We start from the raw sequence: 16,859 nt of genomic DNA, 5'->3' as shown, positions 1-16,859 counted from the left end.
TTGTGCGTGTTGTGGACGGCCGGACTCAGCCGAACATATCCGAGGTGATGCTCTGGTACCAGCCACGGGCATACCGGGCTTCGTCGCGCCGGAACTGCGCGTCGGCCTCGGTCGGGCTGACCCCGCCGGAGTCCTCAACGCTTTTGATCTGCCCCTCCTGCATCCGGTAGACCGCCGCCACAGAGATGCCGTAGTCCGGCCCCACCAGGCTGTAGCAGGTATTCACGTAGGAAGGCTCGGGCAGATCCACCTCCAGAAGACGAGCGGCGATGGCCGCGGCGCAGACCTTGCCCTGGCTGTTGGCGGCAAAGCCCGACTTGGGCATCTGCCCGGCCACCGCGGCGTCCCCGATGACGAACAGATCCGGATGGATGCTGGATTCGAAACTGCGCTGATCCACCGGGCACCAGCCGTCGTCGTTGGCCAGGCCCGTGCGCAGGGCGATCTCTCCGGCCTGCTGGGGCGGGATCAGGTTGACCACATCAGCCTTGAACGCCTTGTCGAACATGCTGTAGATGGTCTTTTGCCCGGCATCGACCCGGCCCATGCCGCCCCAGTCCGATCCCTTCACCCACTCGATCATGCCGGGATACAGCGCCTCCCAGCCCTGCATGAACAGGCCCTGCTTGGAGAACTTCTCCTTGGCATCCAGGATCAGGATCTTGGACTTCGGCTTATGCTGCTTCAGATAGTGGGCGATCAGGCTGGCGCGCTCGTAGGGTCCCGGCGGGCAGCGGAACGGATTGTTCGGCGGCGCGATGATGACGGTGCCGCCATCGTCCATGGCCTCGAGCTGAGCCCGCAGCAGCCGGGTCTGGTCACCGGCCTGCCAGGCATGCGGCATGGCCTCGGCCGCGGCCGCGTCGTAGCCCTCGATGGCATCCCAGCGCATGTCGATGCCGGGTGCGAGCACCAGGTAGTCGTAACCCAGCGTGCGGCCGTCATCCAGGCTGGCGGCCTTGGCCACGGGATCGATTTCGCTGACCGTCTGATGGATCACCTCCACACCGTGGGCCGTGCGCAGGGTGTCGTAATCATGGGCAATGAAATCGATGGGATTCATCCCCGCCAGCACCGTGTTGCTGAACGGACAGGTATGGTAGGTCTTCTGAGGCTCGACCAGGAGGATTTCCACGTCCTGGACATAGCGGCGCAGATACTTGGCGCAGCTGGCGCCGCCGAAACCGCCGCCAACGATGACGACCCGCGGCCGGTTCAGGGCGGTCTGCCGGCTCCCGGCCGCTTCACCGGCCTCGCCCACCGATTCATCCCTGCCGCCGCAGCCGACCAGCGGCAGGCCCATGGCACCGAGCATGGAAGCGGTGCCGGCCCGGCCCAGCAGCCGCAGCAGTTCCCGTCGTGTATAGCGGCTCATCACTGCGACTCCCCGCCGAAGAACTCGGCGATCAGGCGGATTTCCTCATCCGTGTAGGCCCTGGCGTGGCGGCCCATGACGGTGCCGTGACGCGCACCGCTGCGAAACTCCTTCATGGCGGTTTCGATGAAGGCGGATGACTTGTCGGCGATGCTCGGGATAGCGCCGGGACTGTGGCCGTCGGTGCCGTGGCAACCGGCACAGGAGTTGGCGAGCATGGCACCGCGGGTCAGTTCGGTCGCCGCCCCCGCCGCCGGCAGCAGGCCGGCCGCCAGACACAAGGCAGCCGTATACAGGTGCTTACGCATCTTCCCCTCCTCGGCCGGATGCGGCAATGCCGGGATTCCGGCGGCCTGTTCAGTGGTTATACAGGGGTAGGTATAGCGCAGGCGGACAGGAATGCAACGGCCCGGGGCCGCGCGAACTCAATGACCGGCCGCCGCGGCGTGGCCTGCCTCGATCAGCCGCCGGGTCAGGTGCAGCCGGACTTCGGCGTCCTCGGTCAGGGTATGGAACAGGTGGTGCGGTCCGGTCGCCGCCGCGATCCTCTGCTCCAGGTCCGGGCGCAGTTCGCGGTAATAGTCGAGCAGACGGGTATCGAAACGATGCAGGGCATGGGACAGTGGGTCCTTGCGCTGACGCGCGAGCACGGCGTCCTCGCCATCCGCATAGATATCGCCCAGACAGATGTGCACCGCGTTGAACAGGGTGGCCCAGCCGTTGAACCAGAACATCAGGTCGATATCAAAGCTCACCCCGGGCGGGGTGCGACCGGCCAGGACCTCGGCCAGCAGCTCCTTCTCCTTGACCGTTTCCCAGGCATCCATCTCCGCGGCACGGCCGTAGCCGTCGATGGTGGAACTGGTGAACAGAATCGGACTGTCCGGGTGCCGGGTGAGGATGAAGCTGGCATCCTTGACCACCGGCGCGAGCTGATCCGGGGCCAGCGGGTTGCGTTTGGGCCGGGGCGCGGGGGCCGCGCTCAGCACCTGAACCCGGTGGCCGCGCCGTCCCAGTTCGGCGGCCAGGCGGGCGAACACGCCCTTGTTGAACACGTCCATGGAGAAGTTGAGCGCCGTCTGTTTGTGCAGCAACGCCAGCTGGATCCGGTCGGCGTAGTATGGCGCGCGCTCGACGATGTTGGCGATCTTGGCCACCGGGATGCGTTCTTTGAGTTGCCCGCGCTTGTCGACGATCACCTCCTGGTGGAACTCGTCGAAGCTGATCTGGAGCAGCACCTGCGCCCGCGCCCAGTCGGCCGGACGGCTGTCGACAGCCGCCGCCATGGCGCCCAGCACCGCGTCGGTCGTCTCCGGGTCGTCGGCGAAATCGCCGTTGAGCAGGATGGCGAAGCTGGTGATGTTCGGCATGCTGCGGATGGCGGCATAGAAGCTGTCCAGCTGCCGGGTCAGGTCGCCGCCGGTGAACAGCACATTGTCGGCGAGCCCGTCGACCAGCCGGTAGAGCCGGTCGGGATCGGCATGCTTCGGTTTCGGCGGGCGCCAGATGAACATGCAGTGGCGGCAGGTCTGGGGGCAGCCCATGGCGGGGATCAGGCCGGCCTTGGCCAGGCGCGGCCGCTCGCCCGCGAAACCGGGATCCGGCAGGCCATCGACCAGGGCCAGCCGCTCGCGATCGGCCTCGGCCAGCATCTCGCCGTAGCGGTCGCGCTCCGCCCGTCCGATCTCACTGTAGGCCACCTTGTAGGAACGACTGAACAGGTCGAGGCCGCGCCAGGTCTCCAGCAGATCGGCGATCAGGGCCTCGGGGTCGCCGCCGCGGGCGGCCAGCAGGCGCTGCAGCTGTTGCTGCTGGAGCGGCGGCTGCACGCCGCTGGACGGCAGCGACTGCCAGTGCGCGATATAGCCGCGCAGAAAACCTGCCACGTCCGGCTCCAGCAGCAGATCCATCAGGAAGGCACGGCCGCCGCTGCGAAACCGCGCCACCACCGGCTCGCGCCACGCCGCCGGCACATTGTGTGCCAGCCAGTGGTACAGGTAGACCCAGGCCAGCACGAAGGCCAGGTCGGCCGCCTCCCCGCGTCCCTCCAGCAGCGCCGCCATGCCGCCATCCCGGGTCAGGCGGTTGACCTCGTTCTTGAACCGCTGGCGGGTGCTGCTCAGATAGACGTCCCGCAGCGGGGACTCATCCTCAGCGGACAAACTGGCTGCAGTCTCTGTCATGGCAGTATCCGGTGGCCGGGGCTGGGAACCGGATCGATATTACCCCATCCTCCCCGGCCGGCGCCATGGCAGCGGATATGCCCGCGCGGCTGAAAGCGCAGGGGTTTTGTGCCATGCTTGGTATAATGTTCAACCAACCGGAGATGTCAGCATGAAGATCAATGAAGGCAGTCTGGACCGCGGCATCCGCATCATCGTCGGGCTGGCGCTGATCGGTCTGACCCTGGCCGGCACCATCGGCGTCTGGGGCTGGATCGGCGTGCTGCCGCTGGTCACCGGCCTGGTCGGCTGGTGTCCGGGTTACAGCCTGCTCGGCATCAGTTCCCGCAAGGCCGGCAGCTGAAGCGATCGCTCAGGCCTTTTTCCTGCGGCGGGCGGTCTTCTTTTTCTTCGGCGGACCGCCCTGCTCTTCCTTGTGCATGTACCTGTTCAATTCGGGCCACATCGACTCGACCTGTTTGCGCAGGTCCGGCTCGATCTCCCTGGCAAACTCCAGGAAGGTGCGCGCCACCAGCGACAGTTCCTTGCCCTTGGGGTAGACCAGGTACCACTGGCGCATGATGGGGAAGCCCTCGACATCGAGGATGGCCACCGGCCCGTCCGTGCCCTCCAGGGTCAGGGTGTGCAGCGACAGGACCGACAGCCCCAACCCGCCCACGATGGCATGCTTGATGGCCTCGTTGCTGCCCAGTTCCATGCGCACCCGCGGCCGCGGCCCGTGGGCGTCGAAGATGCGCAGCATGGCATCGCGGATGCCGGAACCCGGCTCGCGCAGGATGAACGGCTCCTCGACCAGGCGCGACAGCGGGATATTCTTCTTGCCCACCAGCGGGTGCTCGCGCGGCGCCATCACCACCAGGGGATTGGGGGCGAAGGGATAGGCCTCGACCTCGAGCTCGTCCGAGGGCGCCTGGCCCATGATATAGAGGTCGTCCTCATTGGACAGCATGCGGTCGATGATGCGGTCGCGGTTGGTGACCTTCAGCGCGACATCCACCCCTGGGTACAGCCGACTGAACTCGCCCAGGATCTCCGGGGCCAGGTACTTGGCCGTGGTGATCACCCCCAGGCGCAGCCGGCCGCGGCGCATGCCCTTGAGGTCGGCCATCTGCATTTCCAGATTGGACAGGGTGTCGAACATGCGCCGGCAGGCTTCGTAGAGCACATGCCCGGCCTCGGTCGGGCGCACGTTGCGGCCGACGTGCTCGAACAGGGTCAGCCCCATGGCGTCGGTCAGCTTCTTGATCTGCATGGACACGGTGGGCTGGGTCAGGAACAGCTCTTCGGCCGCACGGGTGAAGCTGCCCAGACGGACAATGGCCTCGAACACCTGCAGCTGGCGCAGGGTGGCATGCCGGATCAGATAATCCGGCATCGCCGACGGCGGCGTGTAGTCCCGATCACGTGAACTCGGCATCTCGCTCATGCCCTCCAGTGTACAGCTTCTGTGTGCAAAGCAGTATCCAACTCTCAGCCGGCCACGGGCGTATGAATCGCGCCGCCGGTGCGGGGGCCCGCCCCGGCCCGCTCTGCCGCCCCGGCACAGCGTTCCTGAAGCATCTCCAGAGCCGTTTCCTTGTCCGGAAAGAAGGCCTCACGGCCCAGTTCGTCCACCAGACCGCTCTTTTCCAGCGCCTGCATGACCTGGTGCTTGAGGCCGCTGAAACACAGGCATACCCCGACTTCGCGCAACCGACGCGCCACCTCGTGGATGCGGTCCTCGCCGGAGGCGTCGATCTCGTTGATGCCGCTGCCGATCACCAGCACGGCGCAGGCGCGCGGAAACTCACTGTGGGCCTCCAGGACCATATCCTCGAAATAGGCCACATTGATGAAGGTCAGCGAGCCGTCGAAGCGCACCGGCACGAAGTCCTGGCTCAGTGGCTGCAGCCGGTGGGCCTCGATCCCACCGAGGGTGCCGTCGGCCTTGCGGCTGACGATCTCGGCGCGCGGCCGCATGGTGCGGATCAGGTAATGCAACACGGTCAGTACCACACCCAGCAGGATGCCGTTGGCGATGTCCGGCGCCATCAGCAGGGTGGCGGCAAAGGTGATGATTCCGATCACCGCCCCGACCCGGTCGATGCGCCAGGCCTGGATCAGCGGCTGGATGCGGATCAGTCCGAACACGGCCAGCATCACGATCACCGCCAGCACCGCCTGCGGCAGGTGATAGAGATAGGCGGTGAAGGACAGCAGCACCAGCACCACGGCCAGGGCGCTGATGATGGCAAACAGTCCCGTCTTCGCCCCGGTACGGGCCGCCACCGCCGAGCGGGAGAAGGAGCCGCTGACGGTATAGGAGCCGAAGAAGCTGCCGGCGATGTTGGCCAGGCCCTGCCCGACCAGTTCCTTGCTGGTATCCACCCGCTCACCGGTGGTGGTGGCAATGGCGCGCGAGATCGAGGTCGCCTCCATGAAGCCTATCAGGGCCATGACCAGCGCCGCCGGCAGCAGCGCCGGCACCAGGCCCCATTCCATCTTCGGCAACTCGAAGCTGGGCAGGCCCTGCGGGATGTCGCCGACCACCGCGCCGCCGGCCGACAGCACGATGGTGCCGTTGCTGACATTGCTGAAGCGCCACAGGCCGGGTTCGTGTTCGGCTTTCTCGGTCAGATCCGCGTCGGCGTGAAAGCGCAGCACGCCCTCGGGCGCGCGCACCGCGCGCAGCGGCGTGGCATGCATTTCGACCTGACGCAGGGTGTTGTCCGATTTCAACCGCTTCAGATCATGCTCGAGCACGGCGGCCTCGGCACGCAGGCCGGCGGCCTCCTTGATCGCGTCGTGGCCGCCGCGCTGCTCCAGCCGCTCGGCCTGGCGGCTGAGATCGGCGATCTCGGTCGTGAGCTGATCGATACGGGTACGCGCCTTGTCGAACGCCTCCACCGTGGCCAGCAATGAGCTATGTTCGATCTGCTCCGGACTGACACTGGTACGGTGTTCGAACCCGATCAGTTTGCTGGCCACCGTGGCCACCACCACTGCAATCAGCACGCCCGGCAGCGACGGCGCCACTCGGCGCAGGCCGGCGATCACCAGCCAGGCGCCCAGCGCGAACGCCAGGGTTGCCCAGTGCAGCTGCGGCACCTGCGTCACCACCCGCCACAGATCGAGCAGGTAGGAATCGGTGCGCGGGAAGGGCACGCCGATCACCTTGCTCAACTGGGACAGGCCGATGATGAGCGCCGCGGCATTGGTGAAACCCACGATCACCGGCGTGGACAGCAGATTGACGATCGCCCCCAGGCGGAACGCACCCAGGAACAGGCGCAGCACACCCACCATCATGGCCAGCATCACGGACAGGGCGATGAAGTGGTCGCTGCCCGGACTGGCGAAGGGGATCAGGGCCGCGGCCGACATCAGCGACAGCATCGCCACCGGCCCGGTATGCAGCTGACTGCATGAGCCCCACAGGGAGCCGACAATGACCGGCACGAAGGAGGCGTACAGGCCGTAGACCACCGGCAGACCGGCCAGCTGAGCGTAGGCCATGCTCTGCGGCACCAGCACCAGGGCCACGGTGATTCCGGCAAGCAGATCCGCGCGCAGCTTGGCCCGACTGAGCGGAAACCAGCGCAGAAACGGGAACAGTGTTTGAAAAACGGCGGGCATATTCACTCTGACTCCAGTGGCATTTGCCTTTCCGGGCCCGGGCAGACAAAACCGCCCGCGCCCCGGCCGGCCACCTCCGCCCAGCGCAGACCACGTCCACCCGGGCATCAACTGAATACCTAACAGTTATTGGGTGTTTTACCCATAACAGCGATTGGTAGTTTCGAGTATCTGGTGATTGCCACTTCAATACAAATCGATAATAAAAAGGTTATTGATCGATTTATACCTATAGGTCTCAGTCCGGCCACACCCGCCGCCCGCTCTGATAGGGGTCGGCCACGGGTGCCGCCGGCGTCGGCTTCGACTTGCGGGCCGCAGGTTTCCTGCCCGCGGACGCCTTGCCGGAGGCGGCAGTGGATTTCTTCGCCGCACCCGAAGCCGAGCCGGCACCGGCCTTGGTCTTGCGCATGGAGGCAACGAGTTTTTCACCGGTCTTGTCTGCTTCGCTCATGATGCGATCACCTCACTGATCAGGTTGTTGATCTCCTCTGCGGCCTCGGCACCGCGGCGCCCCAGATCCAGCACCGTCCGGCCTTCCAGCACGCTGGCGCGATACGCGGCCCGGCGCCGCACTGCGGTTTGGGCAGCGGGCAGGTCCAGTTCGTCCAGGGCCTGGCGAATCAGGCGGGAGAGTTTTGTCCGCGGTTCGAGCTGGTTGATCACCAGCCAGGCACGCAGATCGGGATTCACTTCACGCGCCTGGGTCACGGCACGCTCGATATGAACCGTCGCCCACAGGTCCAGGGGCGAGGGCTGCACGGGAATCAGGGCGACATCGCACAGGCGCAGCGCGGCCAGTGTCTGTGGCGCATGCACCGAGGGCGGGCAGTCGATGACGATATGTCGGTAATCGCGTCGCCGGCGCGCATACAGGCGCTCGAGATCGGCCTGAGCGGCGATCACGCCGGGAGCGGTCTCGCTCTCGGCAAAGGCCCGCCACTGCAGTGAGGAGCCCTGGGGATCGGCATCCAGGATGATCGTGGGTTCGGCCGCGCGATGTGCCAACCCGGTGGCCAGATTGATGGCCAGCGTGGTCTTGCCGGCACCGCCCTTGTTGCCGACCAGCGCGATTACGGCCATGGCGCCGTCGCCTCAGTTGGCGCTGTCGGTGCCGCGCAGCTCGTCGAGCTGCTCGGCAAACCGACGCTGGCTGTCGCTCAGCGCCTCGGCGCCCTCCTCGGCATGGATCGTGATATTGACGTAATCACGGCCGAAGCCCATATCGGGGTACAGGCCCTCGCGCTCGGAGAGATCGGCTGCGCGATCCAGAAAATCGCGCAGCGATGAATAATCCGGAAACTGGTAACGGCGTTCGAGACGGTGGGGACGATTGCGTTCCTGCCATTCGGAATTCATGACGCGTCTCCTGTATCAGCTGCCGGACGTGGCAGCGGGTCGCTTGAGTTCCTCGATCCAGGCGGCCAGCTCGCGTGCGTGTTCGCGCTCCTCCTCCAGGAGGGTGGTGAAGAACAGGCGGCTGTCGTGATCGCCCTGTAGGGCACAGTGACCGGCGGCCTCGGTATAGAGTTGCACCAGTTCCTGCTCGAAGGACTGATCCTCCTGCAGCAGCGCCTCCAGGTTGGCGCCCAGGCGCACCGGCCGCAGTTGCGAGGCATTGGGGGCGGCCCCCAGGGCAAGCAGACGCGCGATGATACGCTCCACGTGCCCCATCTCCTCGCGGGCTTCGGTACGCAGCCGTTCGGCCGCCTCGGTCAGACCCCAGGTCGCGGTCAGGCGGGCCTGGGTGCTGTAGAGCTGGACCGCGCTGAGCTCGAGACTCAGGGCCCGACCGAGATAACCGAGGACACGCTGATCGGCACTGGCATAGGCCATGGTCATGCCTCCGTCAGTGGGATCCCTGTCCCGCCCTCACTCAACTGCGCTGCGGGCGGTTGCCAGCCATGCCGGACGCCTCGTCCAGCACCGGCTCGACCTCGCGGTGCGGACGCGCAATGATGTGCGCCGCGACCAGGCCGTCACCCACACGCTCGCAGGCATCGGCACCGGCACGCACCGCCGCGTTGACCGCGCCGGTCTCGCCTCGCACCAGCACGGTGACGTAGCCGCCGCCCACGAACTCGCGCCCGATCAGGCGCACCTCTGCCGCCTTGGTCATGGCGTCCGCCGCTTCGATGGCGGGCACCAGGCCGCGGGTTTCAATCATGCCGAGCGCAATACCGTAGGTATCGTTGGCCATGGCTGGGATCTCCTGTTCGATAAACAAATAATGACGGATCAGATAACCCTGACCGATCCCTTTCCCTTCGTCATTGCGAGGCGCGCAGCGCCGCGGCAATCTCTGACAGATTGCGGCTGCGGTACGAGATTGCCACGCTTACGCTCGCAATGACGCTGGGTCGGGGATGGCTCAGGCTGCGCTCGCAGGCTTGTCACCGCCGGTCGGCAGCACCGGCTCGACCTCGCGGTGCGGACGGGCAATGATGTGCGCCGCAACCAGACCGTCACCCACGCGCTCGCAGGCATCGGCACCGGCACGCACCGCCGCGTTGACCGCGCCGGTCTCGCCGCGCACCAGCACGGTGACGTAGCCGCCGCCGACGAACTCACGGCCGATCAGCCGCACTTCCGCCGCCTTGGTCATGGCGTCCGCCGCCTCGATGGCGGGCACCAGCCCGCGGGTTTCGATCATGCCCAGAGCAATACCGTAGTTCTCAGTTGCCATCTTCGTGTCTCCGTTGTAAGGATTGATCAAGTAATCAGTTGGCCTGGCTCGAGCCCAGAACCGGCTCGACCTCGCGGTGCGGACGCGCAATGATGTGCGCCGCAACCAGACCGTCACCCACGCGCTCGCAGGCATCGGCACCGGCACGCACCGCCGCGTTGACCGCGCCGGTCTCACCGCGCACCAGTACGGTGACATAACCGCCGCCGACAAAGTCTCGGCCGATCAGCCGGACCTCAGAGGCCTTGGTCATGGCGTCCGCCGCCTCGATGGCGGGCACCAGCCCGCGGGTTTCGATCATGCCCAGTGCGATGCCGTAATTGTCATTTGCCATCTCTGTCTCTCCTGCTCGCTCGTCGTTGCTTCAAATCGTTTGCTTCAATTTCCGACGCGGTTAGTCCGTCGCCTGTTCCCAGTGATCGATGATGCCGCCGATGGTCAGGTCGGTGTGTACACCGAAATCCCCTGCCGCATAGCGGGCCGCCGATCCGCTGACCGTGAATACCCAGTTGCCGGTGCGGGCCCCGACCGGGTCGACCGCCACCTGGCGCTTGCCGGCCGCGCTGCGCAGCACCCGCAGACTGATCTGCTTGAGCCCGTCCACGCGGCGGGTGCAGACCAGCGGGGCCTCGACCTGGAAGATCTCCATCAGCCCCGGCCCCGTTCCGATTCCGGCGCCTGATCCTCCTCGGGCGGCCAGCGGTCGATGATGCCGACGATGGTCAGATCACTCGGGTATTCCTTGCTGCCGGCGGCCTCGCGGGCCGCCGAACTGCCCACGCAGATCACCCAGTCGCCGGGGATGCAGCCGACTGCATCCACCGCCACCGCCAGCGCACTGCCGTCGCGCACCACCTGCAGGTGCTTGTGCTCCATACCGGGGATGCGGTTGGTCGCCACCAGTGGGCGTTCCACCTGACAGATCTTCATTCAGTGCGCCTCCTGTGCCGGTTCCCGCACGCTGCAATCCAGTACCTCGACCCGGCCGCCGACGCCCTGCTCGTGATCGATATCCCGCACCAGTTGCAGTGTGTGCAGCAGACCGTCCGCGGCCAGTGCGGGGTAGCGCGCCGCCAGGGCGCCGGCCACCCGCCGGCAGTGCTCCACCGCGCGTTCACGCGCCGCGGGCACCTTGCCGTGGTAGTCGAAACGCACCACCACCGGGATGGGCAGGCCGTGTCCGACATTGAGCCGGCTGAAGATCTTCACGCCCACGTCCAGGTCGGGTGCGGCCTCCTCGACCGTGTCGAGGTAGGCGAAATAAGTGAGGTTGCGCAGCTGAACTTCCTCAAAGCCCTTGCCGGCGCCGATGAAACGCTCGGCATGGCCGATATCCGGGTAGCGCCCGCCATGATGACGCTGCACGTACTCGATCTGCGACAGATTGTTCTCCAGCAGCCGCGCCAGCAGCCGCAGCATGCCGCTCGGCGCCTCCGGGGCGGCTTCGCGCAGCCGGGCGTCGATGCGCTCGCCGGCATCCCGGGCGTGCAGGCCACGGGTCTCGTCATAGAGCTGCGCGGCGTCCACCCAGGCCCCGGGCTCGATGCCGCCCTCGGCGGACGGCAGGTGCAGCCGGATGGCATCGGTGTCGGTATCCAGCCCGATCAGCAGCAGGTCGATGGACGCCCCGCAGCAGTAGCTGTTCTCCACCGCCTGCTGAAAGGCCAGCAGGCGCTCGCGTCCGGCCTCGGCGGCACGTACCGCATCCGAACCGTGGGCCGCGCAGCCCTCGGTGTCGGGGGCGCTGGAGCTGTAGTGATACACCACCGCCTTGAGGTAGCGGGTCGGTGCATCGGCCGTATTCGGCGTGCCCTCGCGAAAGCGCAGCAACTCGGTCTCGCCCCACTTCTCCAGGCTGTCCTCGATGTCGAACAGCGCGCCGGCGTAGGACTTGCGCCGCACCGTGCGGTAGGGCAGGCGCAGCACGTAACGGATCACGTGCGCCAGGCGGCCGTCGGCGCAGGGCGATATATCCAGGATGTGGAATCCGCACTCCTGCAGAAAGGCCTGGAACTCGCCCTCGTCAGCCCAGCCCAGCGGGTCGGCGCTGAAGAAGTCGTCCGAAAACCGCAGGTAGGTCTCGAACACGCACCAGGCATACAGCCGGCGCATATCGAGTTGGTCCACCCAGGCGTCGGCCAGGATCCAGGCCGGCAGTTCGAAGCCGAGCCGTTCGCGGGCGATGGCCTGGGCCTGGCGCTCGAAATCCTCTTCGTGCTGCAGGGCCGAAACCCTGCGCAGGGCCGGCACGATGGCGTCGAAGGCGGCCTTCACGCGTTGTTCGTAGTCGAACAGCCGGGCATTGTCGTCGCCGCGCACCAGCGCATGCACGCCGCCGCCGACCCGCGGCGCGCCCGGCGCCGTCGGGGGCACCACCCGCGCCCCCGGCCGCCGCCGGGGGGCAGCGACCGGCTGGGCCGGGCGCGCTGTGTGCGAGTTGCGGGTGCGATTCAACATGCCGGTTGCGTCTCCGTTACCTGTCCGTTACCTGTTTGCGTTCAGCCGCGGGCGCCGCCGGAATAGGTCACCAGCGAACCCTTGTCGGTGTTGCCGCTGCCGCCGGTCACCCGGCTCACGGGTTCGGGCAGGCCCTCGTTGCGCTTGGACTCGGGCGGGCTCATCACGCTGCCGCGGCCGCTGCGCTGGGTCGGGTTGCGGCGCGTGGCCGACATGCCCTCGGTGCCGGTCACCCGGTCGCCGCGGTCCCAGTCGTCGCCGGTGATGTTCACACCGGCGTCCATGCCCTCACCGCTGATGCGCGGCTTGACCCGACCGCCGACTTCCGCGGCCGCCGGCGGCACCGCCACCGTCTCACTCTGCTGCCGGGCGGGGCCGAAACGCGCCTCCTCGGTGCCGGTGACCTTGCCCCCGGCCATGCCGAAGGGCCCGGTGATGCGGCGGCTGGTTTCGTAGCGGGTCCCGCTCACACCACCGCCGTGCTCGGCGATCTGCTCGACCTCAGAGGGCTGATGCACGCTGAACCGGCCCCAGGGCACGTCCGCGCCCAGCGGCTGCGGGAAGTCCGGCGCGCCCGGCTCGGCCGGGGTGGCCGGACAGGCCGCGGCATACTGGTCGGCGCCCACATAGGGGGTACCGCTGACGGTCTCGCAGGCACCCTTTCCGGCCCCGGTGAGCTTGCCGTCGATGCCCGGCTGCTGGCCGGTCATGATCATGCCCGGGGTGGAGCGCAGCGGCCGGGTGCGGATCTCCGCTTCCTGCGCCTGCTCCGGCGCGCAGTAGCTGCGATACTGCTCGGCCCCGGCATAGGGCGTGCCGGTGATGGCCTTGCAGGTGCCGGGCTCGTCGCCGGTCACGCGTCCGGAACGTCCGGTCATGCTGCCGCTCACGCCCAGGCCCTTCAGGGTCTGGGACACGCCCACCTTCTGATCCTGTGGCGCCGGGGCGGTGCCGCAGAAGCCCTGGTACTGCTCGCGGCCGATATAGTCGTCGCCGGTGATGATCTTGCAGGTGCCGGGCTCGTCACCGGTCACGCGCTCGCTGCGTCCGACCAGGGTGCCGGTCACGCCGCCGCCGCGCAGGGTCTCGGTGCGCCCGACCTTGTCGGGATGCTTGCCGTTGCCGCGCTGCATGTACTGGGTCCCGGTCAGTTCGCGGTCGGCGCCGGTCTCGTCACCCGTCACCCGGGACGAGCGGCCGACATTGCTGCCGGTCACGGCGCGGCCCTTGCTGGTCTCGGCCCGGGTCACCTTGGCCGGCCCGGACTCGGGCAGGCTGGCGCAATATGCCTGCGACTGCTCGGCACTGACATATTCGGTGCCGGTCACGCGCTTGCAGGTGCCGGGCTCGTCGCCCGTGACCCGCTCGCCGCGACCGACCCGGTTGCCGGTCACCCGGCCGCCGCGCGCCGTGCTGGTCACGCCGACCCGGGTGAAGCTGCGCGGGGCGTCGGTCTGGCAGAAGTCGCGGAAGATATCCGCACCCATGTATTCGGTACCGGTCACGTTGCGGCAGGTGCTGTACTCGTCGCCGGTGGTGCGACGGCTGCGCCCGACCATGGTACCGGTCACGGTCTGGCCATGGCTGGTCTCGCCTGCTCCCACCTTCCAGGGCGCATCCTGGGCCGGACCGACCTTCGAGGTTTCGCTGGTACGGCTGCTGCGCTTGCGTCCGCAGGGCTCGGACTTCTTGTGGCCGGCCCCGCCGTTGCGGCTGCGCTGCTCACGCACCGCCCGGGCCAGTTCCCGGGTAGTGAGCTGGGGGTTGGCCGCCCGCGCGGTCTGGGCCGCGGTCATGCCGTTACTGCTCAGTCCCGCCTTGCCGCGGCTGGACAGGGCCTGGCGCCGGGCCAGCGAAGCCGCGCGAGCATTGCTGGTCTGGGCCTTGCCCGGCTTGCGCCGCACCCGGCTGCGAGCGGAATCGCCGCGGGCCGGTGCCGCACCGGCGGTCGTCTCCGCCCCAGTGCGCTGCGCCTGACGCTCCTTGTCCTTGCAGCCACAGCCGCAACTGCCTTCGGCCTTCTTCTCCGGCGCTGCGCCGGCCGGCATCGTCGCACCTGCAGTGGAATCACTGCGGGTGCGGTCGCCGCCCTTCAGCGCAGCCTTGCCCTGGGTCGACAGTGCCTGACGCCGGGCCCGCGATGCCGCGCGCGCGCCGCCTTCGGCCGCCGCGCCGCTGGTGTTGGCCCGAGGCGCGGTCGAAGCAGACCCGCCGCCGCCGGAGGCCGCTGACTTGGGCAGAGCGCCGCCCTGCGGCTTACCCCCCTGCGGAAGCCCCGCCTTGCCGGCCTGGGACATCGCCCGGCGCCGGGCGCGGGAAGCCTCGCGGGCGCTGTTGCTGGAGCTGTTTGCAGTCTGTGCCATGATGGAACCCCGTTGCGTCGTCGCTAGTGCGCGTTCAGCCGCGTTGCCTTGCCGCTCAGCCGCGGCCCTCGAAGACCACGAAGGCCGAACCCTGGCTCTGGGTGTAGTTGTCGTAACCCAGCAGCTTCACGTGGTGGTCGGGATAGGCCCGATGGCACGCCTCCAGCTCACGCAGGACGACGTCGAGATTGGACTCGCCGAACATCGGCAGCTTCCACATGGTCCAGTAGTGGTTGGCGGCCTTGGACGGATGCTCGTGCTCGATGGCCGGCGTCCAGCCCTGGGCGATGATGTAGGCGATCTGATCCTGAATCTCGTCCTGGGTCAGCGGCGGCAGGAAGCCGAAGGTTTCCAGGGTCTGGGCGGTCTGGAAGTCACCCATTTCATACGTGCTTGCCATGATTGATTCCTCGTAGCTTGTGGTCGGTTGCGAGTCGGGTCAGGACGGGGCTTCAGCCCACGTCCAGCTTGTCCACGGTCTCGAACTCGAACTTGATTTCCTTCCAGGTCTCCATCGCGATGGCCAGTTCGGGGCTGTTCTTGGCAGCCTCGGTCAGGATGTCGCGGGCTTCCTTCTCGATCTCGCGACCCTCGTTGCGGGCCTTGACGGAGGCTTCCAGCGCGACGCGGTTGGCAGCCGCACCGGCGGCGTTGCCCCACGGGTGACCCTGAGTACCACCACCGAACTGCAGGCAGGAATCGTCACCGAAGATGGTCACCAGCGCCGGCATGTGCCAGACGTGGATACCGCCGGAGGCAACGGCGAACACACCCGGCATGGAGCCCCAGTCCTGATCGAAGAACACACCGCGGGAGCGGTCTTCCGGCACGAAGGATTCGCGCAGCTGATCGACGAAGCCCAGGGTGGAGGCGCGGTCGCCTTCCAGCTTGCCGACCACGGTACCGGTGTGCAGGTGATCGCCGCCGGACAGGCGCAGGCACTTGGCCAGCACGCGGAAGTGGATACCGTGCTTGGGATGGCGGTCGATGACGGCGTGCATGGCACGGTGGATGTGCAGCAGCATGCCGTTCTTGCGGCACCAGTTGGCCAGGCCGGTATTGGCGGTGAAGCCGCTGGTCAGGAAGTCGTGCATGATGATCGGGCAGCCGACCTCCTTGGCGAACTCGGCGCGCTCGTACATCTGCTCCGGATCCGGGGCGGTGACGTTCAGATAGTGACCCTTGCGCTCGCCGGTCTCCAGCTCGGCCTTCTGGATGGCCTCGGCGACGAACTCGAAGCGGTCGCGCCAGCGCATGAAGGGCTGGGAGTTGACGTTCTCGTCGTCCTTGGTCAGGTCCAGGCCGCCGCGCAGGCATTCGTACACGGCACGGCCGTAGTTCTTGGCGGACAGGCCCAGCTTGGGCTTGATGGTGCAGCCCAGCAGCGGACGGCCGTACTTGTTCAGGCGATCGCGCTCGACCTGGATACCGGCCGGCGGGCCGCCGCAGGTCTTGATGTAGGCGATGGGGAAACGGATATCTTCCAGACGCAGGTGCTTGAGCGCCTTGAAGCCGAACACGTTGCCCACCAGCGAGGTCAGCACGTTGGTGACGGAACCTTCCTCGAACAGGTCGATCGGGTAGGCAATGAAGGCATAGAAGGACTCGGAGTCACCGGGCACGTCCTCGATGCGATAGGCGCGGCCCTTGTAGTACTCCAGGTCGGTCAGAAGTTCGGACCACACGGTACTCCAGGTACCCGTGGAGGATTCAGCGGCCACGGCGGCGGCCACCTCTTCGCGCGGCACGCCCGGCTGGCCGGTACACTTGAAACAGGCCAGCAGGTCGGTATCCAGCGGCACATAGTCCGGCGTCCAGTACATGTCGCGGTATTCTTTTACACCCGCGTCATAGGCTTTAACTGACATGATCTTCTCCTGCTTCGATTACGGAATTTGATGGTACGCAAACTGATCCTCGGGACATGGCGAAGCATAGGTGCGCGTCTATTCATCATTCCAATCAATCTTTTATTAAAAAATGATAGACATATGTCTATGCTTCACCGGCGCCGAGAGATAACCGTTTATGACATAAGGAAAAAATGCCTGCCGGAGCGATGACTGGAGGCAGTCCGAGCGCATAAATTCTAGGTGGCCGGTCCGCCTCCGGAACAAGCTGTTGCCACTCACCCCTCCCCGGTGCTCCTCAGTACAGTAGGGGCCGGCCGAAGTGCCCCC

19 protein-coding genes are annotated in these 16,859 nt (G+C 67.0%); 1 reads left to right on the top strand and 18 read right to left on the bottom strand.

Annotated features, from left to right (window positions below; all coding sequences use genetic code 11):
* Positions 1 to 25 precede the first annotated feature (25 nt).
* From CFK21_RS03550 to CFK21_RS03540, 3 genes are all read right to left on the bottom strand, one after another.
* Positions 26 to 1,375 carry an NAD(P)/FAD-dependent oxidoreductase gene (locus CFK21_RS03550; protein ID WP_096364823.1) on the bottom strand — a complete coding sequence of 450 codons (1,350 nt, stop codon included), beginning with the start codon at positions 1,373 to 1,375 and terminating at the stop codon, positions 26 to 28.
* On the bottom strand, positions 1,375 to 1,683 hold the full coding sequence (locus CFK21_RS03545) for a c-type cytochrome (RefSeq protein WP_096367474.1): 309 nt from the start codon (positions 1,681 to 1,683) through the stop codon (positions 1,375 to 1,377). Before CFK21_RS03545 ends, CFK21_RS03550 begins: the two co-directional genes overlap by 1 nt.
* A gap of 117 nt (positions 1,684 to 1,800) precedes the next feature.
* Positions 1,801 to 3,558: a radical SAM protein gene (locus CFK21_RS03540; protein ID WP_096364821.1), complete on the bottom strand. Its 1,758-nt coding sequence runs from the start codon at positions 3,556 to 3,558 to the stop codon at positions 1,801 to 1,803.
* A gap of 151 nt (positions 3,559 to 3,709) precedes the next feature.
* On the opposite strand from CFK21_RS03540, the gene CFK21_RS03535 reads away from it, so the two are divergent.
* Positions 3,710 to 3,901, top strand: a complete 192-nt coding sequence (locus CFK21_RS03535; protein WP_096364819.1) for a YgaP family membrane protein — start codon at positions 3,710 to 3,712, stop codon at positions 3,899 to 3,901.
* 9 nt (positions 3,902 to 3,910) lie between these two features.
* Here CFK21_RS03535 and CFK21_RS03530 read toward each other — a convergent pair whose 3' ends face one another.
* The 15 genes from CFK21_RS03530 to CFK21_RS03460 all read right to left on the bottom strand — a co-directional run bounded on the left by CFK21_RS03530 (position 3,911) and on the right by CFK21_RS03460 (position 16,547).
* Complete coding sequence (locus CFK21_RS03530; RefSeq protein ID WP_096367473.1) at positions 3,911 to 4,975, bottom strand: LysR family transcriptional regulator; 1,065 nt, start codon at positions 4,973 to 4,975, stop codon at positions 3,911 to 3,913.
* Positions 4,976 to 5,028: 53 nt separating this feature from the next.
* Complete coding sequence (locus CFK21_RS03525; protein ID WP_096364817.1) at positions 5,029 to 7,173, bottom strand: SulP family inorganic anion transporter; 2,145 nt, start codon at positions 7,171 to 7,173, stop codon at positions 5,029 to 5,031.
* Positions 7,174 to 7,411: 238 nt separating this feature from the next.
* The gene (locus tag CFK21_RS03520; RefSeq protein ID WP_096364815.1) at positions 7,412 to 7,627 is read right to left on the bottom strand and encodes a hypothetical protein; all 216 of its coding nucleotides are present in this window, start codon (positions 7,625 to 7,627) and stop codon (positions 7,412 to 7,414) included.
* Positions 7,624 to 8,256: a ParA family partition ATPase gene (gene parA, locus CFK21_RS03515; RefSeq protein WP_096364813.1), complete on the bottom strand. Its 633-nt coding sequence runs from the start codon at positions 8,254 to 8,256 to the stop codon at positions 7,624 to 7,626. The genes CFK21_RS03520 and parA overlap by 4 nt, the downstream gene beginning before the upstream one ends.
* Positions 8,257 to 8,268: 12 nt before the next feature.
* Positions 8,269 to 8,532 (bottom strand): 4a-hydroxytetrahydrobiopterin dehydratase, encoded by a 264-nt coding sequence (locus CFK21_RS03510; protein ID WP_096364811.1) that lies wholly within the window; start codon positions 8,530 to 8,532, stop codon positions 8,269 to 8,271.
* Between the two features lie 15 nt (positions 8,533 to 8,547).
* On the bottom strand, positions 8,548 to 9,015 hold the full coding sequence (locus CFK21_RS03505) for a ferritin-like domain-containing protein (protein WP_369801237.1): 468 nt from the start codon (positions 9,013 to 9,015) through the stop codon (positions 8,548 to 8,550).
* 34 nt (positions 9,016 to 9,049) lie between these two features.
* On the bottom strand, positions 9,050 to 9,373 hold the full coding sequence (locus CFK21_RS03500) for a BMC domain-containing protein (RefSeq protein ID WP_096364809.1): 324 nt from the start codon (positions 9,371 to 9,373) through the stop codon (positions 9,050 to 9,052).
* Positions 9,374 to 9,544: 171 nt separating this feature from the next.
* A complete protein-coding gene (locus CFK21_RS03495) occupies positions 9,545 to 9,859 on the bottom strand; it encodes a BMC domain-containing protein (RefSeq protein WP_096364807.1) in 315 nt (104 codons plus the stop codon).
* Positions 9,860 to 9,893: 34 nt separating this feature from the next.
* On the bottom strand, positions 9,894 to 10,193 hold the full coding sequence (locus CFK21_RS03490; RefSeq protein WP_096364805.1) for a BMC domain-containing protein: 300 nt from the start codon (positions 10,191 to 10,193) through the stop codon (positions 9,894 to 9,896).
* Positions 10,194 to 10,253: 60 nt separating this feature from the next.
* A complete protein-coding gene (locus tag CFK21_RS03485; protein WP_096364803.1) occupies positions 10,254 to 10,508 on the bottom strand; it encodes a carboxysome peptide B in 255 nt (84 codons plus the stop codon).
* A complete protein-coding gene (locus CFK21_RS03480) occupies positions 10,508 to 10,789 on the bottom strand; it encodes a carboxysome peptide A (RefSeq protein WP_096364801.1) in 282 nt (93 codons plus the stop codon). The genes CFK21_RS03485 and CFK21_RS03480 overlap by 1 nt, the downstream gene beginning before the upstream one ends.
* Positions 10,790 to 12,316, bottom strand: a complete 1,527-nt coding sequence (locus CFK21_RS03475) for a carboxysome shell carbonic anhydrase (RefSeq protein WP_096364799.1) — start codon at positions 12,314 to 12,316, stop codon at positions 10,790 to 10,792.
* A 41-nt stretch (positions 12,317 to 12,357) separates the two neighbouring features.
* A complete protein-coding gene (locus tag CFK21_RS03470) occupies positions 12,358 to 14,679 on the bottom strand; it encodes a CsoS2 family carboxysome shell protein (protein WP_231971553.1) in 2,322 nt (773 codons plus the stop codon).
* 55 nt (positions 14,680 to 14,734) lie between these two features.
* Positions 14,735 to 15,079: a ribulose bisphosphate carboxylase small subunit gene (locus tag CFK21_RS03465; protein WP_096364797.1), complete on the bottom strand. Its 345-nt coding sequence runs from the start codon at positions 15,077 to 15,079 to the stop codon at positions 14,735 to 14,737.
* 52 nt (positions 15,080 to 15,131) lie between these two features.
* A complete protein-coding gene (locus CFK21_RS03460; RefSeq protein ID WP_096364795.1) occupies positions 15,132 to 16,547 on the bottom strand; it encodes a form I ribulose bisphosphate carboxylase large subunit in 1,416 nt (471 codons plus the stop codon).
* Positions 16,548 to 16,859: the final 312 nt, after the last annotated feature.

It is taken from the genome of Thiohalobacter thiocyanaticus (assembly GCF_002356355.1).
In the GTDB taxonomy this organism is placed as follows: Bacteria; Pseudomonadota; Gammaproteobacteria; order Thiohalobacterales; family Thiohalobacteraceae; genus Thiohalobacter; species Thiohalobacter thiocyanaticus_A.
Note: the sequence above shows the minus strand (reverse complement) of the source record. Positions and strands in the feature narration are given on the sequence as shown.